The following is a 24,199-nucleotide window of genomic DNA, read 5'->3' on the forward strand; positions in this document are numbered from 1 at the left end:
TTATAAATGATGATCATAGCTCAATACCCTTTTCATCTTCCACTGCTTATCTTCCTGAATCCACAAAATAGTAAATTTCGCACGGCTCCCCTGATTCCATTTTCCGTTTGAGAATTCAAAAAAATCATGCTCTCCTTCTTCTATAAAGGCGTACAGAACATTATTGTTGTATAAAGGATAGACTTTCATGCTGTTGGGTACGAGGTCACGCTTCACTTTATTGGGTCCACCACAGATATTGTTTTTAATGGAAGCGGTAAATGCTTTCTCACCGGAAGTGATTCCTCCTTTATCATGATAAAATTCCAGGTCGTTGCTGACTATGGATTTATAATGAGAAAGATCGCATTGATTAAATCCAACATCAAATATCAGACTGTCCAGCTTTTTAGCCGTTTTATACAGTTCATCGGTAGTTTTTACCTGCGAGTATACAATTTGACTGAAAAAACTTAAGATCAAAAAAAACTGAATCTTTCTCATTATATTTTATTGTAAGGTGTTAAGAAAAAGCTTTCTCAAGATCTGCAATCAGATCTTCGGCATCTTCGATACCAACACTCAAACGAACTAAATCGTCTGTAATGCCAAGCTCCTCACGTTTGTCTGCAGGAATGGAAGCATGGGTCATTAAAGCTGGATGATTGGCTAAAGATTCTACTCCTCCTAAAGATTCTGCCAAAGTGAAAACTCTTACTTTCTCAAGGAATTTTACAGCATCTTCTTTTTTACCGGACTTAAAAGTGAAGGAAACCATTCCTCCTGACTCTTTCATCTGAGATTTAGCAAGCTCATACTGAGGGTGAGACTCCAGTCCTGGATAGATTACCTTATCCACTGCAGGATGAGTTTCAAGATATCTTGCTACAGCAAGTCCATTGTCTGAATGACGCTGCATTCTTAATGCTAACGTTTTGATTCCTCTTAAAACAAGGTAAGAATCATGAGGTCCTAAAATACCACCGCTCGCAAACTGGATAAAGTGAAGTTTTTCTCCCAGTTCAGCATCTTTTGCAATCAATGCTCCGGCGATGACATCGGAATGCCCACCTAAATATTTTGTAGCCGAGTGCATTACGATATCTGCTCCCAGATCAATAGGTCTCTGGATGTATGGTGTCGCGAAAGTGTTGTCAACAGCAACCAGGATATCTTTTCCTTTGGCCATTTCCACAACAGCTTTGATGTCTACAAGTTTCATTAGAGGATTGGTAGGCGTTTCTACCCAGATCAGCTTTGTTTTATCTGTAATGACATCAGCAATTTTAGAAACATCATCAAAATTCACGAACGTAAATTTCAGCTGATATTTTTCAAAAAGTCTGGTAAACATTCTGTAAGTACCTCCATAAAGGTCATCTACCGCTACTACCTCATCACCAGGATTCAGTAATTTCAAAACACAGTCGATGGCAGCTAATCCTGAACCGAAAGCAAGACCTCTTGCCCCGTTTTCAATGCTTGCCAAAGAGTCTTCCAACGCCTGTCTTGTAGGGTTGGCTGCTCTTGAATATTCATATCCGGAATGTACTCCCGGGCTTTTCTGTGCGAATGTAGAAGTTAAAAATACAGGAACATTGACAGAACCTGTGGCAGACTCATGGTGCTGCCCTCCGTGAATTACTTTGGTATTAAAATTCATAATATTTTTATTTTTATAAACCTGCCATAAAAAAATTCAGGTTCTTTGATACGTTATCAGATTTTCTTTTTATATCCAGCTTTCCGTTAAAAGCATAAGTCACAACTTCTATTTCTGCCGGAATTTTGTCCGGAACAGTTGTGGTAAAGGACACCAGATATTCACTGTTTTCATATCGATCCTTACCTGTTTCTTTAAGTTCCTCGAATTTCCCGTTGATTTTTAGAATTATTTTCTTCAGGGAATCATCTATATAAGCAATATCCGAGCCGTTTCCTTTAATGAAATCATCCATTGTGGGAACAAGCTCCATGACAGATTCACCTTCCATATCGTGGGGATGAAGGCTGCCCTTTAGCATGGCAACAGGAATATCTTTTTCCTTGAATAAAGCAATGTCTAATTCCGTATGTTCAGAAGCTTTCTCTTTTACGTAAACTGCATTATTTTCAGAAACAGGAAGTTTATCTGCCGTTACAGCAGAATCCAGTGTTTTGGTTTCTTTAAGATCAGTTTTTTTACTGCATGCGGCCAACAATAGTATTGTACTGATGAGTAAAAGTGATTTTTTCATATCATTTTGTGATTGGTGTGTAGGGTCTTACATTTTTATCGCTGATTTCACCGCAAATTCCTCAGCAATTTGTTCCAACCATTGTGCTACATCTTCTTCTCCGGTAGCTCTCTGGTAAGTACTCCCTAAAGATACCATAATTTGATGGATAAACATTTTCATCTGATCTACCGGCATTTCTTTTGTCCAAAGATCAATTCTTAAGGCTTCCATCGTTTTATCATCCCAAACGGAGATCATTGTTGCTTTAGTTTCTTCTTTTTCCACACCGCCGTCCTGAGCGTTCCATGTTATATGTTCAGGAATGTGGTTCTCATCCAACTCTACATCTATTGTAATCTGAGTTTTTCTCATATCAATCTAAAATTTTCCGCAAAGTTAATACTTCTTCAGTTTCTATGAAGTGATCTTCATAGGGAAATAACTTATTGATAAAAAAATAACCTCCAAATCATATTGAAGGTTAGTGTTATATTGAATTTTACTTTGTTTTAGGTTTGTACACCGCATCATTAAAGATTTTGGTGGCATCAAGTTTTAAGAATTCCTGTAGTTTTGTTTCCGGTTTCTGTCTGAAATAAGCTTTACAGATCTGCCATCCCGTAAAGATGCCGATCTGCGGTGAAGACTCGTTATCTATTTCCGTATAAAATTTTGAGAATGGCCCGGGAGAAATAAAACGTTCTACCAGCCTTGGGTCATCTCCGAAAATTAAGTTGCTTTCTACAAAATAATTCCAGATGTTTGCTTCATTGGCTACGGCCCAGTCATACTGTTTTCTGGTGTAGTTCATCTTCAGATAATCTGGCGTATCAGGAAGGAAAGCATCTTGGAGCATCATGATCTTTCCGTTCAGAATGACCTTATCAATGAATTTCTGGTGATCCGGGGATTCGGTTACAATATTTTCAGCAAAGATCTGTGAAACTTTGGGCACAATATTCTGCGGGTTCATTGATTTCTGGAAATACAGTTCCAATCCTTTATAATTCGCATTACCATCACCCATAAATCCGGTAATGTCTATGAACAGAAGATTGCCTTTTGAATCATAGAAAATAGGATCCTGAATCATTTGTAATGCCGATGAAAAAAGGTATACTTTAGGATATTTAAACTGCGGATAATAATATTTGATGTGAGAAAACAGATCCTGAAGTTCTTTCTGAAGTTTTACCTGATCTATTTTACCGGCTGCTTCTTTGTAGATCTTGATTTCTTCTGCATCTAACCTCCTCTTTCCAAAGTCTGCATCGGAAACGGTTCCCTGGAACCATGGAAATTTGGTTTTAAACTGATCCAAAGGAATTTCCGCATTATAAAATTCTTTGGAAATATCTGTCATCTGTACTTTTTCAGCAGTCTCTTTTATTTCTACTTTCCATTGGTTTTCAGATTCTTTTTTACATGAATCCAAGGCGAGAACTAAAATGGAAGAAAGGGCAATAATTCTAAAAATCTTCATTATTTTTACATGAAATTTAAGGGTACAAAAATAAGGATTAAAAAAACAATCGATGAGGAAAATTAAAATATTTACAACACTCGGCCTGATTATTTCAGGATTATCCTTATTCTATACTCAAAAACTCAATTTTAAAGATCAAAACTTTGAAAAAGCTGTGATCGAAAATTTTGACGTTAACAAAAACGGTGCAATTGAACAACCGGAGGCAGATGCCGTTACCAATTTATTTTTGATGCAGAAGGGAATTACATCAGCTGATGATGCAAAACTCTTTGCCAACGTTAAGATGCTCGTACTTGATGATAACAATATTACTAGTGTTTCAATCGGAGGTTTTGCGCATCTCCAGCTTTTTTCGTGTACGGGATGCAAGATGTCTTCTTTTAAAGCAGAAAATCTTAAAAATCTGACTTCTTTATATCTGGACAATAATCTTCTGGAGAGTACTTCATTGAAGGAAACTCCGGGAATTGATCAATTAACATTATCTTTAAATCAATTAAAAACCATTGATCTCACCGCGCTCAAAAACCTGAGAAAACTGAACGTTGAACATAATAAAATTCTTAAGCTTGATATTTCCGGAAACCCAGCCCTTCAGACTCTGAATGTAGGTGGTAATAAAATGAAGGAAACAGATATTAAGATGGGAACGAAGACCGACGTAACTGTTTTCGGAACTGAGCCCTAACCTATTACTATGAAAACAGAAACAAAAAGACTGCTTTTACGAGAACTTGAAGAAACAGATATTGATAGAATGTTTCTGCTGGATTCAAACCCGGAAGTGATGAAATACATCGGTGTCCCAGTACTTACAGAAAAAAGTCAGGCATTAGAAGTGATTCGAAAGATCAGGAAGCAATACGATGAAAATGGTACAGGAAGACTGGCTGTGATCGAAAAGGAAACCGGATTACTGATCGGCTGGAGCGGTCTGAAATTTCTGACTGAAGAGATCAACGGGTACAAAAATGTTCTGGAGCTTGGTTACCGCTATTTACCTGACTCATGGGGGAAAGGTTACGCTATGGAAGCTGCAAGAGCCTCTCTTGACCTTGGATTTATTGATATGAAAGCGGATATTATCTATGCCTGTGCACATTTTGAAAATGAAGGTTCGAATCATATTTTAACAAAATTAGGTTTTGAAAAAACCGGTGAATTTGAGGAACCGGACGGGATCTGTAACTGGTATGAACTTAAACGTGATCCATATGTACAATAAAACATCTTTATTCGGTATTAACAGGATATAAAAAATTATAATACAAAGCCTGGTTATAAAAAAACCAGTAATTTTGGAATCTCCATATCAAAAAATATAAAAAGAGGAACAAATACCCCAAAGAATTTAGAACAGACTAAAAAAATAAACAATGCAAACTCAAAAAGTAATAGATCATATTGTAAGCTGGTTAAAGGACTATGCTGTAAAAGCTAATGTAAAAGGATATGTCATAGGTGTTTCCGGAGGTGTGGATTCCGGAGTGGTTTCTACTTTAGCAGCTATGACAGGATTGAAAACGCTTCTGATCGAAATGCCGATCCGCCAGAAACCGGACCAGATAGACCGTGCATGGGAACATATGAACGACATTAAATCAAAGTTTCCTAATGTGGAAGCCATGTCAGTAAATCTGACTCCTGCTTTTGAGGAACTTTATAAAACATTTGATGTAAAGGACGACCTGTTTCCTAATGAGAAACTGGCTTTCGCCAATACTAGGTCACGTTTGAGAATGCTTACCCTATATTATTACGGGCAGCTGAACGGCCTTCTTGTATGCGGAACAGGAAATAAAGTGGAAGATTTCGGCATTGGGTTTTATACGAAATATGGGGATGGCGGTGTAGACGTTTCTCCTATCGCAGATCTCTACAAAACTGAAGTTTATACGCTGGCAAGAGCTTTAAACCTGGTTAAAAATATTCAGGAAGCCATTCCTACAGACGGGCTTTGGGATGTGGACAGAACGGATGAACAACAGATCGGTGCTACTTATCCTGAACTGGAAAAGATCCAGAAAGAATACGGGACAAAAACTGCAGACGATTATGAAGGCCGCGATAAAGAGGTTTTCTTAATTTTTGACAGAATGCATAAAGCAGCAAAACATAAAATAGATCCTATCCCCGTTTGTGATATTCCCGAGGAATGGAGGAATGATTAGTTACGAGTATAAATTTCATATATGAATGGTAAAAATAAGATCGGTATTTTTTATTTGTCTGGGACTTCTCTTCGGGATGTCTGTGATGTATATCTACAATAATTTTATTGCTGATAAAAAAGGAAATACGGAAAGCATAAAAACAGAAGCTACACAGTACGGAAGCACTTCCTCAAATACTCAAAGTAAAGGAAATACTTCTTCACAGTCTATAGATCAGCTGACAGAGGAAAAAAAGGTCATCAGTTATGTAAAGCAGAATCACAGGCTGCCTGACTATTATATTACTAAAAATGAAGCGAGAAAGCTAGGCTGGAATCCTTCAAAGGGTAATCTATGCGAAATACTGCCGGGAAAAGCCATAGGTGGTGATCATTTCAGCAACCGGGAGCAAAGACTTCCCCAGGGTGAAAAGTATTTTGAAGCAGATGTAAATTATAACTGCGGAAACAGAAATTCAGACCGGATCATCTTTACTGGAAACGGCGATATTTATCTGACTAAAGACCATTATAAGAGTTTTGAAAAGCAGTAATTGAAATGTCATTGCGAGGAGTAAAGCGACGAAGCAATCTTTAATCATAAAAATAAACATATAACTTATGAAACCAGGCTTTGTTTACATTATGACCAACAAGAACCATACAACTCTTTACACAGGGGTTACTTCAAATCTGCCCAACCGCATCAAACAGCATAAAGACAGTTATTACGAACAAAGTTTTACCTCAAGATACAAATTACATATCTTGGTCTACTGGGAATCTTTTCAAGAAATCGGAGATGCTATTTTTCGGGAAAAGCAGATCAAGGCAGGTTCAAGACAGAAAAAACTGGATCTCATCAATTCGTTAAACCCTGAATGGATAGATTTAACAGACGACATTGAAAATATTATGGATGTTTTCTGAGATTGCTTCGTCGCTTCGCTCCTCGCAATGACCAATATTAAATTAATAAAGAATAAAAAGAATATGAAGACAATATATATCGATTTTACAGACATAGGCGACTACGAAGATTTTTACGCCCAATTAAAGGAAAAGATCACGCTTCCTGAACATTTTGGAGATAATCTTGATGCTCTTTCTGATGTGATCACCGGAGAACTGGAAATGCCTCTTCACCTGGAATTCGTCAATATGACGGTAGATCAGCTGGAGATGTTTGAAGATCTGCTGACCACGCTTGAAGATGCAGAGGATGAAACAGAAGAGTTCACCTTCACGTATTACCTGGAACAGTACGAAGATGAAGAAGGTGATGACACTGCTGCTGAAGACGAAGAATAATTTAATCCGAATACAAACAAAACTCGCAGAAATTCTGCGAGTTTTTTTGGTCAAGTCATTAAGTACGTCTAATTTTACTTTACTGTCTGATGAATTTAAAACTTTGTGAATTTTCCCCTTTCACGAAAATCTGTAGAATATAATTCCCCTTTGATAAGGAAGAAATATCAATACTACCTTTTACAGCACTGAATGTTTTTACTTTCTGACCGACCATGTTGTATATTTCCGCCTTATCGATCTCATTGATTCCTTTAAAATAAAGAATCTCTTTAACAGGGTTCGGATAAACGGAAATGCTATTATTTTGTATTGTATTCTCATGAGTAGAAAGCTGTACCTCCGAAAGATTCAGATAAAACGCAACGATCTGTCCGGATGCATTGGTACCTACTCCGGCAATTCGCAGCCCGTCATGGGACATCGCCAGAGGGAGAGACATGGTGACTCCCTGGGTATTGATTCCCAAACTTATCGCATAATCATTCAGATTGACCCGTCCGCCTGCTGCAGTCCAGATAAAGCCTTCTCCAGACATTGGTGGTGCTGCGAAAGGTCTGTAAAATCCAATTACTTTTTTACCATCAGCAGAGATTCCCGTTGCTCCTCCACTGAAGAAGAATGAGGAATTCGGATGAGCGATGTAGGTAAGACCTGTTACACTGTTCCATACATACGGATCAGGCATAGCAGAGCCTATGATTGTACTCCCGTCTGCAGAAACATCTCCTGCTTCTCCTACGTAATTACCATTACTGTCTGTGATGAAACTTTGTACTCCGTTGACCCACTTGGCACCGCTTCTTGTTCCGTCAGCCTGATCTTGCCAGCCTACAATCACCGTTCCGTCAGAATTGATGGCATTTGCTCTGGAGCTGCTTCCGGCAATACTGCTTCCCAGATCTGTCACTCCGTTGGCAGCATCCCATTTCACAGCATGTGCACTTCCAGCAGTCACCCAGCCCAATCCTACAATAGTATTCCCATCCGGAGTCATTCCCCAGGTAGAACTTACATGCCCGTCCCAGCCAGAAGCCACCAAACCACCATGACTGGTCCAGGCAGAAGTTCCTATATCATAAGTAGATATTTCATTAAAAGTTGTCAGTGAATTGGTTACAGAAGAGCCTATCTTTGTTCCATCGGCTGTAATCAATGTGCGACCTGCAGCAGGATATCCGTTGGATATTGCACCAATCTGGACGAGGCCATTTATTTCATCCCACTTATAGATCTGCCCATCACTTGTTTGCATACTTACAATTCCACCATCAGAGATACCTCCAACGCTATAATTCCCAACTCCCATTACAGTAAGCTGTGCACTGACCACCATATACCCGAGCAAAAAGCAAGCATATAAAGCTTTCATTAAATTTTTGTAAATGTTTTTCATACTTGTTTAAGTTTAATATTTTGAACTGGTAGAAACAATATTAATATTATATTTACCTTTTTAAAAGAATTTGACTTTCATAATTCGTGAAATTTAAAAGAGCAAAAATCATAAACCACTAAAATACAACCCTATAACAAAAAATCTATTTTGAATACTGATCATCAGGAAGCTGTAAGAAAAAACAGAAAAAAAATACTTTTCTCCCGGAATATTTTGATTCAAAACATCAAAATCCTGTTTATCATCCTTTGCTCAGTTTTTGTCAAAGGACAGTCTGGGCCGGACTTCAATATTTTAGCTGACAAAGCTTTTCAAAAATTATATGAGAATCCGGACGACTGCATCAGCTATTCCCAAAGCCTGCTCATCAGTGACCAGAATTCCGAACACAGAATAGTCCTGCAAAACATTATCTCCCAGGCTTACGCTATGAAAGGAGATTATGTACAGTCCGTTAATGTTTACAGTCAGAAGGAAAATTCCACAGAAAAAGAAAACCTTTCCTATTTTCTGCAGGCCGCCGGTGATTATAATCTGGCAGACCAATACCAGAATCTGGATCTGTACAGCCAGTCTCAGTTGATTATTTCCAGGCTTTTAGCAGATTTTAAATTATTAAAAGGAGACCATCCGGGAATAAATTCTATTACCGGCAAACTGTATCAATTGCAGGCTCTTAATTATGGCATTAACAGGAACTATAATAATGCCTTAAAAAACCTTATTAAAAGCGATCAGTTCCTCAACCTTCATAATCAGGAAAACCAGATCCTTAGAATGGAAAATAACATCTTCCGCGCCTCTTATCTCATGAAACAAAATAAGCTTGAAGAATCAAGACAATTGTTGGAAAATACAGTTCTTCAGGCAGAAAAAAATAAAGACTATTATTTTCTTCAGGCGCTGGCTTATGAAAATTTGTCCCGGTATTATTTTTTTAAAGAAGATTATCATACCGCCTCCGAAATTCTTGAAAAAGGACTTGCCAAAATAGAAAACCTTCCGTATAACAGTTTGAAAGCAAAGATCTATGAATCTTTATCCAAGAATTATTTTGCTCTTCATGATGATGAAAAATACCATCAATACAATAAACTTTATACTGAATTACGTACAAAAATGGATTCAAATACCAAGGAAGGCATACGCTATATTGTAAAATTGGTAGAAACCAATCAGAACAATAACCTGGAGTTTCAGAATCAGAAACAGCTAAAAAAAACAGGTTTTACTGCCGCCGGCTTTCTGGCCATCATAACAGGACTTCTTATCTGCTTTCTACTTCTGAAAAGCAGTAATAAGGACCTTAAAAAGCAGGCTGAATTTTTCGAAAAACAGAAAAAACTGGAAGAAGCTTCTGTAATCAGCAAAATCATTGAAAAAGATCCAAATAAAATTTCAAAAGAAAAGGAAGACGAAATCCTGCAGAAACTGGAAGAATGGGAAAAGCAGCAACGCTATCTGGATAAAAATATGACAATTTCCATGCTGTCTTCACAGATGGGTGTAAATACAAAATATCTTTCTGAAGTGATCAACAGCAGCAAAGGAAAAAATTTCAACGGCTATATTAATGAATTAAGGATCAATCATATTGCCCGGCTTCTGAGAACAGATCCGGTCTACCTTAATTATAAGGTCAGCTATCTTGCAGAATATTCAGGGTTTTCGTCACACAGTGCCTTTACTACAGTTTTTAAATCTGTAACAGGTATGTCGCCCAATGCCTACATTCAGGAAATCAGTAAAACCAGAACATCATGAAAATCATATTAAAGATTATTGCAGGAATTTTTCTGAGTACTTATATCTCGGTTTCCGGTCAAAGTACTGTTTTCGATTCCCTGATGAAGAAAGCCCGTCTTGAAATTTATGATAATCCGGATGACGCCATTAGTACCGGAAAGCAACTTCTCAGAAAAGAAAAAGATATCCACAAGCAGATCAGTATTTATCAGCTTCTCTCTACCGCCAATATTGCAAAAAGAGATTTCGACCAATCCCTGCATTACCTTATTAAAGCAAAAGAAACTGCGCAGAAAACCAATGATCAGAAAGTTCGGACCAGTGTTCTGATCTCAGCCGCTATCCAATACCAACAGATGGAACTTTTTAGCAAAAGCCTTGAAACACTGAATGAAGCTGATCAATACATGGATAAACTCCCCGATAATCTTCCTGAAAAATATATTGAAACAGCCAGAAGCTATGCTATTCGGGGAATGATCTATAAAAGCCAGGCCAATCCGGAAATTGCCCTTGAAAAATTTCTGATTTCCATCCGGAATTTTGAAAAAGTAAAAAACAAACAGGCAACTTATTCTAATATGAGTGTAGTATACTATAATATAGGCTATTGCTACCTCAACCTTGGCCAGCTCGAAAAAGCCCATCAGGCATTGATCCAGTCTGCAGCCTATGCACAAAAAAACGGGGCAAAAAGTCTGGAAGCATTTGCACTAAAAGGCATGGCAGAAATGTACAAGCAGAAAAAAGAGAATGAAAAGGCGCTGCAACTGCTCATCAAAGCCGAGGACCTCAGCAAAAATACCAGGGATCTGATCCTTAATGAAGGTATATATAAGGAAATGTCCGAAAATTATCTGGCTATGGAAAAGCCTGATCTTTACCAAAATTACAGTAAGAAGTATTTTGAAATGCGTTTTCAGAGGGAGCAAAATGAACTGAACTCAATTAATCATTCAATTAATGATCATAACCGGGAAACTTTGAAGAAAAGCAGTGAAATGAAAACCCGTTACCAATATATCACAGGATTTATTGTAAGCCTGGGAATTCTTTGTATTGCTGTACTACTTTATTTGATCATTAAAGTCAGAAAACAGAATCTAATGTACAGAAGGAAAATTCAGGAATTGATAAGATTTTAATGATGGGGGAATAAAATATTATCAAAAGAACTAATACAACATAAAAAAACATTCCCCGAAAGGAATGTTTCTTATTCTATGTTATATCAAATTATCTTCCGATAACCTCCGTGATCGGATTTCCTACATTCCCGCTTGGGAACTGAATTTTCAATAATGATGAAACGGTAGGAGCAATATCGGTCATATTATAAGCTTTATTGCTTTCTCCCTTTTGAATTCCCCATCCCATAAAGATCAATGGAATATGGGAGTCATAAGAGTTCCATACACTGTGTGTAGTCCCGGTCTTGGAATATGGCGGAAGCATTGAATCATGAGAAATCAGCTGAATATCACCGCTTCTCTGCCTGTTGATTCCGTTAATAATCCTCTGTTTAATAGGCTCCGGAATCGTAGCTTCCTGTACTTTATCTACAGATACCGCATATAAAACGGTAGGATCTTTCTGTAATTCTTTGATCGTGAAATCCCTCAGGTCGTCCAGTTCGATTTTATTATCCTGCATCAGCTTTCTGTCAAAATAGATCTGGTAATTGTCTACAGCATTGATCAGTTTATCAACTCCGAATTTATCTTTCAGTTTCTGATTGATATCTTTTTCCATTCCTTCCCCAAAGAATCCAGTAGCGATCTTATGTTCTTTCAAAAATCCTACAGAATGGGCACCGCCATGGTCAGCAGAAAGAAAAACGGTATACTCCCCTTTTCCTACTTTGGAATCCAGATAATTGAAAAACTCTGCCAGATCCTGATCCAGCCTTAAATAAACATCTTCCACTTCAATAGAATTCGGACCGAATTTATGACCTGCATAATCGGTAGAAGCCAGATTGATCGCTAAAAAGTCTGTAATATTATCACCGCCTAATTTTTCTCCTTCCACAGAAGCTTCAGCCAGTTTTAAAGTCAAAGTATTTCCGAAAGGTGTATAGCGGATATTATCTTTTTTTGTCTGATAATCCTGAGCTAAATTACTGTAAGGAAAAACAGGTGTTTTTGAACTCCCCAGTAATCCTTCCCAGGAAGAATTATCCGGAGAACTTTCTGTATATTGGTTGATTGGAAGCAAGGTATTCCAGCCGTTTGCCACTAATTTTTCCGGAAGATTCTGTGAGTTGAAAGATTTTACCCACTGAGGCAGGTCATTCATATACCAAGTACTCGTAATGAAATTTCCCGTAGTATCATCAAACCAGAAAGCTCCGTTTGGAGTATGTCCTGCAGGAAGAATGGAAGCACGGTCTTTTAAAGAAACACCAATCACTTTTCCCTGAAAATTGGTCGCCAGCCTTAATTCATCGGTTACCGTGGTAGACCAAAGATTTTTTGGAGAATGGCTTCCTGATTTTGCACTGGTTGTTCCTACAGGCTGCACACTTTCATCTGCAGTACAATACACATTTTTCCCGGTTTCCTTATCCGTCCAGTCGTTTCCGGCAATACCGTGGATCGCTGGTACAGAACCTGTATAGATGCAGGTATGCCCTAAAGCAGTAATCGTCGGTACATAGTTGATGTGAACATTGTTTAAAGAATATCCTGTATTCAGAAGCCTTTTGAAACCATCGTTTCCATATTTACCGTAAAAACGGTACAGGTAATCCCATCTCATCTGGTCTACCACTAATCCTACGACCAGTTTGGGTCTTTCTACCTGAGAGTTTCTGTTCTTCTGAGCATTGATTGTAATTACGGACAATAATGTCACTGCCGCAATTGAAATTTTCCTAAGCATCTAGTAAATTTTTGTTGAGCACAAATTTACAGGTTTTGAAAGTTTTGGAGTGTGAAATTTTATTTAAATTTGATATCTTTCCATTAAAACAACTTGTGCAGAAATGATTTTAGGAGTATACTGGTATTTTCAATTTCCCGAAAACTTATACAGTTTCAGATTTTTTAAGTTTTTCAAAGGATTTGGAGGTCATGCTGATAATGACGCTGAACTGAAAGCCATAATTTCTATACCTCATCCTGAAATTTTTCTTGAGAAGCTGGAAGATCTTCACTTACGTTTCAAAAAAACCTATTTAAATATCAAGATTAATGAAGATCAACTTTTGATAACATTGGGTGACCGGCAGTTTTTTGATTACCATTTCCAGTTTGCTTCAGCTATAGAAGATCTTCTGATTCTTGACAATGCAATACTGATTGATGAATCTTTTGAAACAAAATCCATAATAAATTTCACTCCTGAAAAGGACAAATTTGAAACTATAAAGCACCGGTTTATCCAGATAACAGGTTCGGATCTAAAAAAATACAATGCCGAGAACCTATCCGTCAGAATTGACTGTAATCTCTTACTTATTCATAAAAAGGATTTCATTAATGACATGATTCAGATATGCTATAAGGAAAATATTCATGTATTGTACTATTATGATCATGAGTTTAAAAATCAGTGCAATCTAATGCTCTTCCTTTCCAATGGCAGACAGACAGAGAATAACATTCAGGAAGTTCAGATCAATTCTTTAGGAGAGAAAGTTCGTCAGTTGGCTCAGAAATATCCACTTCAGTTCGGTCATTTCGGGGGAATGAAATATTATCCGCTGAACGGTCCTTATGTGGAAATGGTTACCGATGAAGAATATATTTTAAATAAATATTAAAACGATTATGATCAAATTCAAATACCTTATTTTATATGTTGAAGATGTTGAAAAGTCCATAAACTTTTACCAGAATACATTTAACACTCAAATAAAATTCATTACTCCCGAAAAAGATTACGGAGAGCTGCTTACCGGCGAAACTACCATTTCTTTTGCTTCTGTAAGTCTTGCCAGTTCCAATATAAAAAAGGGATTTTTATTTTCCAAAGCAGAAGAAAAACCTTTCGGAATAGAATTAGGCTTTATCACAGACCATGTAGAAGCACTGGTAGAAAAGGCCGTTCTTTATGAAGATATTGGTGTAAAGCCTTGGGGACAAAAGGTGGCCTATATCAAAGACCCTGACAATTATCTGGTAGAAATCTGTACTGAAATTCAATAAATACAATCATATTCTACATCTCAATGGAAATAAAAAAAATAGAAAAACTAACTGAAAATCCCACCACAGAATGGGGACTGAATGGCTATACCACCGATAAAATATTAGCCATATCTTTTGTTGAATATTCCGGTTCTTTTGAGTTTATTTTAAGAGAAAAAAAGCTGAGCTACACCAAAACCTGGAAAACCGATTCCAATGATATGAATGACCTTAATGAGATCATTGAAAAAGGACATTCTTTCGGAGCTTTTGAAGATGGAAAATTCATAGGCTGGATTATCTGCGAACACCGAACCTGGAACAATAGCTTCTGCATTGAAAATATTCTGATCAGTGAAGAATTCAGGCGAAACGGAGCCGGAGCGCAGCTTATAAAAAATGCCGTCCGGGAAGCCAAAAATCTAAACTGCCGGATCATTGAACTGGAAACACAAAATACAAACTATCCGGCGATACAGTTTTACAGAAGGCTGGGTTTCGGGATTACGGGAATAAATACAAGACTGTATGAAAATTCTGAGGAAACGGCAGTTTTTATGACCTTAGATCTGTAATACCATGATTTAAAAATACTTCTTTGCTGCTTTTCAGCTGTCAATATTAAGATATTCTAAATTTGCAAAAGGTTTAAAATAATTATTAAATCCCATAGCAGTGTATTAAAAATTAATTTATAAATTAGTGATCAATAAATTAAACAGGATACGGTTGTGTTTATTTTAAAGAAATATATTTTGTTAGATAAATTGAGGGGCGGTTTTTACCGCTCTTTTTTGTATAACACTCATCAGATCCGGCTACGAGAAAAGTAGATTCGGATACATCCGCTTTTTGATAATTACGGAATTTTGCTTCAACAAAAATCAATCAAAATGAAAATTATCGTAACCGGTTCATTGGGAAATATCAGCAAACCGCTGACCAAAGAACTAATCAACAAAGGACACTCTGTAACCGTTATCAGTACCAGTACAGAAAGACAGAAGGAAATTGAAGCTTTAGGCGCAAAAGCTGCTATAGGATCTATGGAAAATGTAGATTTTTTAACAGAGACCTTTCAGGGAGCAGATATAGTATATGCGATGGAAGCTCTGAACGCAGGGGTTTTCTTTGATCATAGTATCAATTTTATAGAAGCCAATACTCAAATTGGAAGGAATTATAAAGAAGCTTTTGAAAAATCAGGCGTAAAGAATATTATCCATTTAAGCAGCATTGGAGCACATATGAGTGAAGCAAATGGTATTCTTATTTCGCATTATAATGTAGAGAAAATACTGAATGAACTTCCGGAAGATGTTTCAATTAAATTTATGCGTCCGGTAGGGTTTTACTATAATTTATTTTCATTTATTCCTGTCATTAAATCGCAGGGAGTGATCATTCAGAACTATGGTGGTGATCAGAAAGAACCTTGGGTATCTCCATTGGATATTGCAGCTGTCATTGCGGAAGAGATTGAAAAGCCATTTCGTGGAAGAGAGGTCCGGTATATTGCCAGTGAAGAAATTTCACCGAATGAAATCGCACAGACTTTAGGTGAAGCTATAGGAAAGCCGGAACTTCAATGGCTGACCGTCTCTGATGAAGATCTCTTAAACAGCATGATCAGCAAAGGCATGAATCCTGAAACAGCGAAAGGTTTTGTAGAAATGAATAAAGCAAGAGGAAATGAAGTTTTATATGTGGATTATAACCAAAACAAACCTACTCTGGGAAAAGTGAAAATGAAGGAGTTTGCAAAGGAATTTGCAGCAGCTTATCATCAATAATAATTAATTTTGTGATATGAAACAGCCCATCAGACTCAAAACGATCAGCGAATTCCACCAATTCCGGGGCTTACCCAAACCTGAGCACCCGCTTATCAGTGTTGTTGATTACAGTATGGTAAAGGATGATCCCAATACAACTGAGCTGAGCTGGATCTTGGATTTTTATTCAATTTCTGTTAAAAGAACTTCCAACAGCAAGATAAAATATGGCCAGCAGGAATATGATTTTAATGAAGGGCTGATGTTTTTTATGGCTCCTGGGCAGGTTTTCAGTATTACAAGAGATCCGAATTCCCAAGCAAAACATACGGGATGGATTCTGCTCATTCATCCCGATTTTCTTTGGCATACCCATACCCCATTGGCGAAAACTATAAAAAATTATGAATATTTTGATTATTCGGTGAATGAAGCTTTATTTTTATCTGAAAAAGAGGAAAATGTGATTAATAATATTGTTCAGAATATTCATCAGGAATACCATTCCAATATTGACACCTTCAGCCAGAACATTATTATTTCACAGATTGAAACGCTACTGAATTATTCGGAGCGTTTTTACCAGCGGCAGTTTATCACCCGGAAAATTTCCAATCACAGGATCCTCAGCGCTCTGGAAACATTGCTTGCTGATTATTTTAATCACGAAGACCTTATCACAAAAGGCCTTCCCAGTGTACAACACATCGCAGATCAACTGAATTTATCACCAAGTTATTTAACAGGCTTATTAAAGGTTCTTACAGGACAGAATACCCAAGAGCATATTCACGAAAAACTGATTGGGAAAGCAAAGGAAAAATTATCTACTACTCAGCTATCCATTAGTGAAATTGCATATGAATTGGGCTTTGAGCATCCTCAATCGTTCAGCAAATTATTTAAAAGCAAAACGAGTCTTTCTCCGCTGGAATTCAGAAAATCTTTTAGCTGAATATTTCATACAGTAAATATTTACTTATATAGACGCATCCCTCTGGTGCGTTTTATTATGATTCAATTTTTATAGAAACTTATCATATTTAATTTTAAATGTATCTGTGAAGTAATAAATATGATTCTTAAGCTGTTATTATCATATGAAAGCTATCTGTTTATTTATGTTTTTTCTTTTGTCTCTGAGTACTGTCACAGCTCAGAGCAATGATTCTGATAATTTCTTTGAAACGTCAGATCATGCCAGGATTAATTACAAAATTTCCGGAAAAGGAGAAGCCTGTATCTATGTTCCTGGAGGCCCGGGGCAGGGATATCCGTCATTTGAACTTTTAGGAGGAAATCTTCTGGAGAAAAACATGCAGATGGTGTATATGGATCAGCGTGGATCCGGTAAGTCGGGAAAATCGGAAAATTATCATCTGGATGCCATGGTTCAGGATATTGAAGAGCTGAGACAGCATCTGAAGCTTGATAAAGTTTTTCTGTTGGCTCATTCTTTCGGAGGAATTATCGCCGTGAATTACGCTAAAAAATATCCACAGCATACAAAAGGCTTGATTCTGGCTAATATCACACTTCATTTTCTCAACAATGAATCTTTGAAAGAACAGATTGAATATGGAAACAGCCTATTACAGCAACCCAATAAAATAATCCCTAAAGACAGTCTTTCTACAGAACTTTCGAAGGTCAGCAGCAGATTACGAAAGAAAAGAATCGGCTATAAATTTCTAACCGAGGACATTGAAACTATTAAACAGATGGACAAAATAGATTCCCTTCATCCTAGGATTATAGATTTTGGCATGGCCGTAATCTCGAAACCTAAAGAGTTTCCTGAATATTATACCGATCATGCGCCGATCACAAAAGACATTCATGTTCCTGTATTAATTATCACCGGAAAAAAGGATAAAGCTGTGGGAACACAACATTACAAAACCTTTCAGTTTCCTGATCAAAAAGTGGTTTCCATTGATGGCGGACATCTTTTGTATTATGAGAAAAATAGAGAGTTTGTGGATGCCGTTTGGAGTTTTGTGAAGAAACACCAGTAAGAGTAATAACTTTTTAAAACACCCTAAAAAAGCTCTCTTTTTTAATTTTTCTTATGGTAGGATATTGCTGGAAATTTAAGTAATTTCGGATCTTTAAAAAAACAATATCCATATGAAAAACAATTTATTCTTTTCCGGTTTCTGGACAAGAGTTTGGGCTTTATTAATTGATTCGCTTATTCTCGGAATTTTAGGGTTTATATTAGGTTCAGTCTTCGAAGATTTCTTTATTTCCCTGGGAGAAGAAGCCAAATTAATCGGATGGCTTATTTCTCTGGCTTATTTTTCAATTTTGAACTCTAAGCTGAATAATGGCCAGACTATCGGAAAAAAAATAATGAAAATCCAGGTGACAGATATTGAGGGAAGAACCGTCAGCTTAAAAACTTCATTTATCAGAGCCTTAATTTTTACAACACCATTTTTTCTGAATGGATTTAAAATTACGGGAACAGCAACATTCTCAGTAGTTAATATTATCCAGTCGATGATTATTTTCACTTTAGGTTTGGGAATTATGATATTCTACATTTTCAATAAAGAAACAAGACAGTCTCTGCATGATATCGTGGCAAAAACATATGTCGTTCAGGATCACAGAAACAGTACGGTCACCATGATGCCTCAACCGAAGAAACTGCCATTCTATATTACAGGTGGCCTTCTTTTACTTGTAATTATAACATCAATTTACAATTACAACAGCAATAGCGAAATAAAAAAACTACTTCCGGTTTATGAAATGGTTTCGAAGCAGGATCATGTTTCAAGGGCATCAATATCAATGAATCATTTTTCAGGAAGCAAACAATACGTTTATACCATATCTATTAAAACTGATAAGAAACAGCAGTTCAACGGCCACATGGAGAACGATCCGATTATTAAAGAAGCAGTTAAAACATTCATTAACAGTAATGTTTATGAAAATGATCAGGACGTATTAAATGTAGTGATCGGTTCAGGATTCGACATTGGTATTGCAAGACAAAATTATTCTTATAATGTTTTCAAACCTATATTCAAGTGGAGGGAAATATATAAACTATAACCTCATAGCCATCAATATAAAAACGCGCCAATAAGTGCGTTTTTATTTTATATGGACTGTGAAATTTTATCATTAGAAAAACTTATCTTTTCGATCATTATTTCTACAGAAAACATGAAAAAACTAATACCTCTCTTTTTTCTTATCTTCATCCACTCCCTCTGTTTATGATCAAAAGATTAGTACACTATTCTTGTAAAGACTTGAAATTTTTTTAAAATATTACCATCCGGATACAACATTCCTAACCTGAAAAACAAAACAGAAAAACAGTTTACAACCTATATTTTTAATTCTAAGGGAAATATCATTTAACTTTTATTGAGAAAAGTACAAGAAGGATTTGTACTTATTTAAAAGATTTTGGTGTCGTGATAATGAACATTATTTCTTGACTGAATCACAAGTAAGTAAAATACCTGAACGACTGGAAGTTTTAAGACAGTTAAAGTAAGCCAGTGTAAATAAAAAAAGTTCAGCGCGGCCTTCGGCCGCGCTGAACTACTATATAAAGCTTAAATCTAATTAAAACTTAAGATCTCCGTTCACCTCTCTTACAGCATTAGCTGCTTCAGCAAACTTTAATTGTTCGTCAGCCGTAAGGGTTACATTTACGATTTTTTTCTACTCCGTTGGCTCCGATAATGGCAGGAACACCAAGACAGATATCGTTTTGACCGTATTCGCCTTCCAGCATTAGAGAACAAGGGATCATTTTCTTTTGGTCGCATGCAATAGCCTGAACCATTACAGAAACAGCAGCACCCGGTGCATACCAAGCAGAAGTTCCTAATAATTTAGTAAGCGTTGCTCCTCCTACTTTAGTTTCTTCAATGACATATTTTTGTTGCTCATCACTAAGGAATTCAGTTACAGGAACTCCGTTTCTTGTCGCTTTGCTTAATAATGGAAGCATACCTGTATCACTGTGAGCAGCGATTACCATTCCGTTAACGTCAGAAATTGGGCTTTCCAATGCTTCAGCCAATCTGTATTGGAATCTAGCAGAATCCAGGGCACCACCCATTCCGATGATCTTGTGCTTAGGAAGACCTGAAGTTTTGTGTACCAGGTAAGCCATAGTATCCATAGGATTAGAAACCACAATGATGATCACATCCGGAGAATGTTTTACAAGGTTTGCAGTAACATCTTTTACAATTCCTGCATTGATACCGATCAATTCCTCTCTTGTCATTCCAGGTTTTCTTGGAATCCCTGAAGTGATCACTGCTACATGAGAACCTGCAGTTTTGCTGTAATCTCCTGTTGTTCCGGTAATTTTTGTATCGAATCCGTTTAGTGATGCAGTCTGCATCAAATCCATTGCCTTACCTTCTGCAAATCCTTCTTTAATGTCTACTAAAACTACTTCCGAACAGAAGTTTTTCATTGCGATGTATTCTGCACAGCTTGCACCTACAGCGCCTGCACCTACTACAGTTACTTTCATATTGTATACTTTTTTTAAATTATTTTTTAGTTTAGTCTAAAAATTGAAACGCCCAAATTTAACAATTCCTGAAAATGTGGGCAATTTTTCAGGAATTTAATTAAGCTTTAATGAAATTAATTCACGTTCAGTAAAAACGTATAAAGTTTTTTGGCTCCCGAAAGAACCTCTTTGTAATGGTCTTCCGTGACTTCAGTATCCAAAACCTCTTTAAAATTCTTCCACATCGGTCCCGTATTTTCCTGATAACATCCGAAGAAATTAAAAGTAACATTGTCGAAACCTTCTGTTTTAGAAAGCTGTTTGGCGATCACATTTCCTCCTAAAGTAGAACCTTCTATCACGTACATGGCTCCTAAAGCCTCATGCTCATTATCAAACTCAAGATGATGTGAAGCAGCCTGATTTTCCAGGGAAAGGCTTTCAAGATCCTTTTCGATAAGAGACAGCTTCTTTCTGTCGTCTAGCTGAAGTTTCTCAGAATATTTACCAGAAAGGCTCCCGAATATTTTGTTCTCACTGTGAAGAAGCATCAGATAATTCGTATGAATGATCTTTTTATAATCTTCTAAAGTGAATGTTTTATTAAAAATTTTTTCAGAATTGAAAAGTTTCTCTGCAGCATCGTGATATTCCGCTGTATTTTGCTTAAGATACTCTGATACCATACATAAGGTTTTTAAAGTTTCTCAAATTTACGGCTTTTTGAACGTTAAAATAAAACAAGTACCCTCTTTATTGCTCTCATAATCCACATTTCCACCAAGCCTCTTCATAATACGGTGCACAATAGACAGCCCTACCCCATTTCCTTTGAACGTTTTGGCATTATCCATCCTGTTGAAGATCTTAAACATCTTATGCTTTTCCTCTTCGGGAATTCCAATTCCGTTATCCAAAATTCTGTACTCCACCGTTTCCTCCTTTTCCGTTCCCCATATTTCCACTTTTGGAAGGTCTTGATGTGAAGAATATTTCACTGCATTATTGATGACATTTAAAAACACCTGATGAAGCATTGTCTTGTCAGCTCGTACATCAGGGCATTTTCCGATAACAATCTCAGTTTTCGGGCTGTAAAAAGTAATAATTGCATTTTCTGAGATCTTTTGAAGCATATTCAGCGTCTGCAGGCGTTCCAGCTCTATTTCACTATGCTTGGCGCGGCTTAGCTGCAGTACATCGTGCATCATTTCCGCCATACTGTCGATTTCCTCAACAATCGAGTTCAGTTTAAGCTTATTTTTTTCTGTCTTTTCAAAGTTAGCAAGCAGCATCTGTGCATTCAGCTTCATTACAGTTAAAGGCGTTCCCAGGTCGTGCGAAATGGTGTATGAAAAACTGTCAAGCTCTTCATTCACTTGTCTCAATTCATTATTCAAGGCCTTGATTGCATTGTACTGCTTGTGTGACGTTTCAAGGATCACATCCCGAATAGTACGTACGGCTCCAAGATCTCTGGAATTCCATCTCTTTGAATTTCCTTTGATATTTTCCGTAAAAATATGGAAAGAAGTTCTTGGCGAAATGATCTGTTTTTCTTCCCCATTCTGCAGTAATACACCGATTTTCTTCTCAGGATTTCCGGCCCAGTCAATATGTTCATCAAATTCCTTCCGGAACCAGATCAGCATTTCCTTCTTGCTTCTTTCTATAAAATAAATGATAAATTCCAGCGGCATTTTCATCCAGACCCAGCTCCTGCCCGTAATCTTTCAGAAAACTTCGGCTTACAAACATACTTTCTGTTGTATTATTCAGTGCCCACTGAGCAATTGCGTCGATAGTCTCATGCCCCGGAACAACCCCTACAGTCACAGTATTTTCCTCTCCTATAATAGCAAGACCGTCTGCTTCAGGCAGTTTTCTGATTTTTCCTTTATTGTCCGCAAGAGAATCAAAAAGATGATTATGTTTTAAAAACTCGGATTTCAACTGGGAAGATTTCTCATTCAGCTCCAGCTGGTAATTTAGTGCGTTCTTAGATTTAAATGATGAATAGGCATTAGAAGCCAGGACTGTAAAAATCCCTGCCTGTACTCTGTCTTCAAGATCAATATGTTTAGGCTCCGAATTCTGGCACGTAACCAGACCCCAGAGATGATCGTCAATAATAATAGAAACACTGAAACTGGAAGAAGCTCCGGAATTTTTGATATACTGCCCATGTATAGGCGACATCCCGCGGGAACCTGTAAAAGTAAGATCAATATTTTCCTCAGTTTTGCTCAAAATAGGTACCGTCTCTGCATTCACGTTGCTGAATATTCTCTTTCTCTTTTTCAGATAAAGTTCGCGTGCCTGTCTGGGAATATCAGATTCCGGATAATGAAGCCCCAGATAGCTTTCCATAGTATCACTCCTTTTTTCTGCAATTACCTTACCCGAGCCGTCCATCATAAATTTATAAACCATTAACCGGTCATAGTTTACAATTTTGGATAAGGTATTCAGTAACTGCTCCCAAAGTTCATACTCATTGTCTATGACATAGAAATTGTCATATTTATTGGATATCCTTTTATTCGGATTTTTCAGTACGGCTTCAAATTCAAGGAAAATATGTTTACCACTTCTGAAAACAGAAAAATGATACTCTTTCCCGCTAATGAATATTTTATCAAAATGGGTTTCATTTTCCCTTTTTGTAAAATCAGACAGTGACATATAAAGATCGGATTCCATCACAGGTCCAAAAATATCAGGAAAATCCACGATCTTTCTGTCAAAAAGCTGTTCCGCATTTTCGATGCTAAATATATCCGGAATATTCCTGCTGAAAAATGTAATGGATTCAGTTGCGTCGTCAAGGCCAATCAGATATCCAAAACTTTGTATATACCCTGGAATATGGATGGGCTCTTCATGACACTCTACAAAATTCATATGTTTCTTTGAAATATCAAAGGTAACATTTTTTTTAACGACATCTTATTTTGTGGTATCAACTTACGGAAGTCCATAAACAGACATATACCGGTAACAGGTGAACTTAACCCTACTGATTATCAGATTACATGCTTTTTATTTCCCATCCTTCCGAAAGCTTCCTATCCTTAATATACTAAAAAAAATGTGGTAGGCCAAGTTTAATTTCCCGATCCTGATTCTTTACATGAATTTTACATTAACACTTAAAATAATTATGTTAATTAAGCAAAATTTATTAAATTTATATCACCAAATAATGAATACATTTGAAAATTACTTAATTTTTTGCATTATTTCCAATAAAATTTTCACTCAAAATTAAATAATACAACTATGAAAAAGTTCCCTTTAATTATTCTCAATTTCATCATTCCTTCAGGATTCGGCAACTGGGTAAACCTTAAAATTTTTAGCCTGAATCCAAAAGATAAAGGCGTAAAACTGGATCTGAGCAATTTCCAGACTTACAACGGAAAGGCTAATAAAGATTTTAAGAAGTCAGCAACTTTTGAATTTTTGGGACTTTAATTCATTCATTTTAAA

General features: G+C 36.8%; 26 protein-coding genes and 1 pseudogene. 16 read left to right on the forward strand and 11 right to left on the reverse strand.

The window, feature by feature from the left end; translation table 11 throughout:
- The 5 genes from QF044_RS12755 to QF044_RS12775 form a co-directional block, all read right to left on the reverse strand.
- Positions 1 to 483, reverse strand: a complete 483-nt coding sequence (locus QF044_RS12755; RefSeq protein ID WP_307267814.1) for a nuclear transport factor 2 family protein — start codon at positions 481 to 483, stop codon at positions 1 to 3.
- A gap of 19 nt (positions 484 to 502) precedes the next feature.
- Complete coding sequence (locus QF044_RS12760; protein WP_307272017.1) at positions 503 to 1,645, reverse strand: cystathionine gamma-synthase; 1,143 nt, start codon at positions 1,643 to 1,645, stop codon at positions 503 to 505.
- Positions 1,646 to 1,655: 10 nt separating this feature from the next.
- Positions 1,656 to 2,216 carry a hypothetical protein gene (locus QF044_RS12765; protein WP_307267816.1) on the reverse strand — a complete coding sequence of 187 codons (561 nt, stop codon included), beginning with the start codon at positions 2,214 to 2,216 and terminating at the stop codon, positions 1,656 to 1,658.
- Positions 2,217 to 2,243: 27 nt separating this feature from the next.
- Positions 2,244 to 2,570 (reverse strand): gliding motility protein GldC, encoded by a 327-nt coding sequence (gldC, locus tag QF044_RS12770; protein WP_307267819.1) that lies wholly within the window; start codon positions 2,568 to 2,570, stop codon positions 2,244 to 2,246.
- A gap of 127 nt (positions 2,571 to 2,697) precedes the next feature.
- Positions 2,698 to 3,681 carry a gliding motility protein GldB gene (locus QF044_RS12775; protein ID WP_307267822.1) on the reverse strand — a complete coding sequence of 328 codons (984 nt, stop codon included), beginning with the start codon at positions 3,679 to 3,681 and terminating at the stop codon, positions 2,698 to 2,700.
- 52 nt (positions 3,682 to 3,733) lie between these two features.
- Between QF044_RS12775 and QF044_RS12780 the strand changes: the two genes are divergently transcribed.
- From QF044_RS12780 to QF044_RS12805, 6 genes are all read left to right on the forward strand, one after another.
- Positions 3,734 to 4,375 carry a leucine-rich repeat domain-containing protein gene (locus tag QF044_RS12780; RefSeq protein WP_307267824.1) on the forward strand — a complete coding sequence of 214 codons (642 nt, stop codon included), beginning with the start codon at positions 3,734 to 3,736 and terminating at the stop codon, positions 4,373 to 4,375.
- A 9-nt stretch (positions 4,376 to 4,384) separates the two neighbouring features.
- A complete protein-coding gene (locus tag QF044_RS12785) occupies positions 4,385 to 4,912 on the forward strand; it encodes a GNAT family N-acetyltransferase (protein ID WP_307267827.1) in 528 nt (175 codons plus the stop codon).
- A 151-nt stretch (positions 4,913 to 5,063) separates the two neighbouring features.
- Complete coding sequence (gene nadE / locus QF044_RS12790) at positions 5,064 to 5,858, forward strand: NAD(+) synthase (protein ID WP_307267831.1); 795 nt, start codon at positions 5,064 to 5,066, stop codon at positions 5,856 to 5,858.
- Positions 5,859 to 5,883: 25 nt separating this feature from the next.
- The gene (locus tag QF044_RS12795; RefSeq protein ID WP_307267834.1) at positions 5,884 to 6,393 is read left to right on the forward strand and encodes a ribonuclease domain-containing protein; all 510 of its coding nucleotides are present in this window, start codon (positions 5,884 to 5,886) and stop codon (positions 6,391 to 6,393) included.
- Between the two features lie 67 nt (positions 6,394 to 6,460).
- A complete protein-coding gene (locus QF044_RS12800) occupies positions 6,461 to 6,769 on the forward strand; it encodes a GIY-YIG nuclease family protein (protein WP_307267837.1) in 309 nt (102 codons plus the stop codon).
- A 63-nt stretch (positions 6,770 to 6,832) separates the two neighbouring features.
- A complete protein-coding gene (locus tag QF044_RS12805) occupies positions 6,833 to 7,150 on the forward strand; it encodes a barstar family protein (protein ID WP_307267838.1) in 318 nt (105 codons plus the stop codon).
- Positions 7,151 to 7,229: 79 nt separating this feature from the next.
- On the opposite strand, the gene QF044_RS12810 is transcribed toward QF044_RS12805, so the two are convergent.
- On the reverse strand, positions 7,230 to 8,546 hold the full coding sequence (locus QF044_RS12810) for a T9SS type A sorting domain-containing protein (RefSeq protein ID WP_307267841.1): 1,317 nt from the start codon (positions 8,544 to 8,546) through the stop codon (positions 7,230 to 7,232).
- A gap of 150 nt (positions 8,547 to 8,696) precedes the next feature.
- Between QF044_RS12810 and QF044_RS12815 the strand changes: the two genes are divergently transcribed.
- Positions 8,697 to 10,313: a helix-turn-helix domain-containing protein gene (locus QF044_RS12815; protein ID WP_307267843.1), complete on the forward strand. Its 1,617-nt coding sequence runs from the start codon at positions 8,697 to 8,699 to the stop codon at positions 10,311 to 10,313.
- The gene (locus QF044_RS12820; RefSeq protein WP_307267846.1) at positions 10,310 to 11,440 is read left to right on the forward strand and encodes a lipopolysaccharide assembly protein LapB; all 1,131 of its coding nucleotides are present in this window, start codon (positions 10,310 to 10,312) and stop codon (positions 11,438 to 11,440) included. Before QF044_RS12815 ends, QF044_RS12820 begins: the two co-directional genes overlap by 4 nt.
- 91 nt (positions 11,441 to 11,531) lie before the next feature.
- Here QF044_RS12820 and pafA read toward each other — a convergent pair whose 3' ends face one another.
- A complete protein-coding gene (pafA, locus tag QF044_RS12825) occupies positions 11,532 to 13,178 on the reverse strand; it encodes an alkaline phosphatase PafA (protein WP_307267849.1) in 1,647 nt (548 codons plus the stop codon).
- Between the two features lie 103 nt (positions 13,179 to 13,281).
- On the opposite strand from pafA, the gene QF044_RS12830 reads away from it, so the two are divergent.
- The 7 genes from QF044_RS12830 to QF044_RS12860 all read left to right on the forward strand — a co-directional run bounded on the left by QF044_RS12830 (position 13,282) and on the right by QF044_RS12860 (position 19,272).
- Positions 13,282 to 14,061: a hypothetical protein gene (locus QF044_RS12830; RefSeq protein ID WP_307267852.1), complete on the forward strand. Its 780-nt coding sequence runs from the start codon at positions 13,282 to 13,284 to the stop codon at positions 14,059 to 14,061.
- A gap of 7 nt (positions 14,062 to 14,068) precedes the next feature.
- On the forward strand, positions 14,069 to 14,446 hold the full coding sequence (locus QF044_RS12835) for a VOC family protein (RefSeq protein WP_307267854.1): 378 nt from the start codon (positions 14,069 to 14,071) through the stop codon (positions 14,444 to 14,446).
- A gap of 23 nt (positions 14,447 to 14,469) precedes the next feature.
- A complete protein-coding gene (locus tag QF044_RS12840; protein ID WP_307267856.1) occupies positions 14,470 to 15,003 on the forward strand; it encodes a GNAT family N-acetyltransferase in 534 nt (177 codons plus the stop codon).
- A gap of 318 nt (positions 15,004 to 15,321) precedes the next feature.
- The gene (locus tag QF044_RS12845) at positions 15,322 to 16,221 is read left to right on the forward strand and encodes an NmrA family NAD(P)-binding protein (protein WP_307267859.1); all 900 of its coding nucleotides are present in this window, start codon (positions 15,322 to 15,324) and stop codon (positions 16,219 to 16,221) included.
- Positions 16,222 to 16,237: 16 nt separating this feature from the next.
- Complete coding sequence (locus QF044_RS12850; protein ID WP_307267862.1) at positions 16,238 to 17,158, forward strand: AraC family transcriptional regulator; 921 nt, start codon at positions 16,238 to 16,240, stop codon at positions 17,156 to 17,158.
- Positions 17,159 to 17,303: 145 nt separating this feature from the next.
- Positions 17,304 to 18,221 carry an alpha/beta fold hydrolase gene (locus QF044_RS12855; protein WP_307267864.1) on the forward strand — a complete coding sequence of 306 codons (918 nt, stop codon included), beginning with the start codon at positions 17,304 to 17,306 and terminating at the stop codon, positions 18,219 to 18,221.
- Positions 18,222 to 18,333: 112 nt separating this feature from the next.
- The gene (locus tag QF044_RS12860) at positions 18,334 to 19,272 is read left to right on the forward strand and encodes an RDD family protein (protein ID WP_307267868.1); all 939 of its coding nucleotides are present in this window, start codon (positions 18,334 to 18,336) and stop codon (positions 19,270 to 19,272) included.
- 525 nt (positions 19,273 to 19,797) lie between these two features.
- Here QF044_RS12860 and QF044_RS12865 read toward each other — a convergent pair.
- The 4 genes and pseudogenes from QF044_RS12865 to QF044_RS12880 form a co-directional block, all read right to left on the reverse strand.
- Positions 19,798 to 20,725, reverse strand: a pseudogene (locus QF044_RS12865) (malate dehydrogenase).
- Between the two features lie 116 nt (positions 20,726 to 20,841).
- Entirely contained in the window at positions 20,842 to 21,393 is a 552-nt protein-coding gene (locus QF044_RS12870; RefSeq protein ID WP_307267870.1) for a biliverdin-producing heme oxygenase, read from the reverse strand.
- 27 nt (positions 21,394 to 21,420) lie between these two features.
- Positions 21,421 to 22,359: an ATP-binding protein gene (locus tag QF044_RS12875; protein ID WP_307267873.1), complete on the reverse strand. Its 939-nt coding sequence runs from the start codon at positions 22,357 to 22,359 to the stop codon at positions 21,421 to 21,423.
- Positions 22,331 to 23,611 (reverse strand): GAF domain-containing protein, encoded by a 1,281-nt coding sequence (locus QF044_RS12880; RefSeq protein WP_307267876.1) that lies wholly within the window; start codon positions 23,609 to 23,611, stop codon positions 22,331 to 22,333. The genes QF044_RS12875 and QF044_RS12880 overlap by 29 nt, the downstream gene beginning before the upstream one ends.
- Positions 23,612 to 23,989: 378 nt before the next feature.
- On the opposite strand from QF044_RS12880, the gene QF044_RS12885 reads away from it, so the two are divergent.
- Positions 23,990 to 24,184 carry a hypothetical protein gene (locus QF044_RS12885; protein WP_307267878.1) on the forward strand — a complete coding sequence of 65 codons (195 nt, stop codon included), beginning with the start codon at positions 23,990 to 23,992 and terminating at the stop codon, positions 24,182 to 24,184.
- The last annotated feature ends 15 nt before the right edge of the window (positions 24,185 to 24,199 follow it).

It is taken from the genome of Chryseobacterium sp. W4I1 (genome assembly GCF_030816115.1).
Classification (GTDB): Bacteria; Bacteroidota; Bacteroidia; order Flavobacteriales; family Weeksellaceae; genus Chryseobacterium.

Excerpts from the sequence above, each read along its gene's own strand:
- QF044_RS12835 (WP_307267854.1), top strand. The coding sequence starts at position 14,069 with ATGATCAAATTCAAATACCTTATTTTATATGTTGAAGATGTTGAAAAG.
- QF044_RS12830 (WP_307267852.1), top strand. The coding sequence starts at position 13,282 with ATGATTTTAGGAGTATACTGGTATTTTCAATTTCCCGAAAACTTATAC.
- QF044_RS12855 (WP_307267864.1), top strand. The coding sequence starts at position 17,304 with ATGAAAGCTATCTGTTTATTTATGTTTTTTCTTTTGTCTCTGAGTACT.
- QF044_RS12785 (WP_307267827.1), top strand. The coding sequence starts at position 4,385 with ATGAAAACAGAAACAAAAAGACTGCTTTTACGAGAACTTGAAGAAACA.
- QF044_RS12840 (WP_307267856.1), top strand. The coding sequence starts at position 14,470 with ATGGAAATAAAAAAAATAGAAAAACTAACTGAAAATCCCACCACAGAA.
- QF044_RS12780 (WP_307267824.1), top strand. The coding sequence starts at position 3,734 with ATGAGGAAAATTAAAATATTTACAACACTCGGCCTGATTATTTCAGGA.
- QF044_RS12845 (WP_307267859.1), top strand. The coding sequence starts at position 15,322 with ATGAAAATTATCGTAACCGGTTCATTGGGAAATATCAGCAAACCGCTG.
- QF044_RS12795 (WP_307267834.1), top strand. The coding sequence starts at position 5,884 with ATGGTAAAAATAAGATCGGTATTTTTTATTTGTCTGGGACTTCTCTTC.
- QF044_RS12880 (WP_307267876.1), bottom strand. The coding sequence starts at position 23,611 with ATGAATTTTGTAGAGTGTCATGAAGAGCCCATCCATATTCCAGGGTAT.
- gldC (WP_307267819.1), bottom strand. The coding sequence starts at position 2,570 with ATGAGAAAAACTCAGATTACAATAGATGTAGAGTTGGATGAGAACCAC.
- QF044_RS12800 (WP_307267837.1), top strand. The coding sequence starts at position 6,461 with ATGAAACCAGGCTTTGTTTACATTATGACCAACAAGAACCATACAACT.
- QF044_RS12820 (WP_307267846.1), top strand. The coding sequence starts at position 10,310 with ATGAAAATCATATTAAAGATTATTGCAGGAATTTTTCTGAGTACTTAT.
- QF044_RS12805 (WP_307267838.1), top strand. The coding sequence starts at position 6,833 with ATGAAGACAATATATATCGATTTTACAGACATAGGCGACTACGAAGAT.
- QF044_RS12875 (WP_307267873.1), bottom strand. The coding sequence starts at position 22,359 with ATGCTGATCTGGTTCCGGAAGGAATTTGATGAACATATTGACTGGGCC.
- QF044_RS12810 (WP_307267841.1), bottom strand. The coding sequence starts at position 8,546 with ATGAAAAACATTTACAAAAATTTAATGAAAGCTTTATATGCTTGCTTT.
- QF044_RS12775 (WP_307267822.1), bottom strand. The coding sequence starts at position 3,681 with ATGAAGATTTTTAGAATTATTGCCCTTTCTTCCATTTTAGTTCTCGCC.
- QF044_RS12885 (WP_307267878.1), top strand. The coding sequence starts at position 23,990 with ATGAAAAAGTTCCCTTTAATTATTCTCAATTTCATCATTCCTTCAGGA.
- QF044_RS12755 (WP_307267814.1), bottom strand. The coding sequence starts at position 483 with ATGAGAAAGATTCAGTTTTTTTTGATCTTAAGTTTTTTCAGTCAAATT.
- QF044_RS12860 (WP_307267868.1), top strand. The coding sequence starts at position 18,334 with ATGAAAAACAATTTATTCTTTTCCGGTTTCTGGACAAGAGTTTGGGCT.
- nadE (WP_307267831.1), top strand. The coding sequence starts at position 5,064 with ATGCAAACTCAAAAAGTAATAGATCATATTGTAAGCTGGTTAAAGGAC.
- QF044_RS12870 (WP_307267870.1), bottom strand. The coding sequence starts at position 21,393 with ATGGTATCAGAGTATCTTAAGCAAAATACAGCGGAATATCACGATGCT.
- pafA (WP_307267849.1), bottom strand. The coding sequence starts at position 13,178 with ATGCTTAGGAAAATTTCAATTGCGGCAGTGACATTATTGTCCGTAATT.
- QF044_RS12850 (WP_307267862.1), top strand. The coding sequence starts at position 16,238 with ATGAAACAGCCCATCAGACTCAAAACGATCAGCGAATTCCACCAATTC.
- QF044_RS12765 (WP_307267816.1), bottom strand. The coding sequence starts at position 2,216 with ATGAAAAAATCACTTTTACTCATCAGTACAATACTATTGTTGGCCGCA.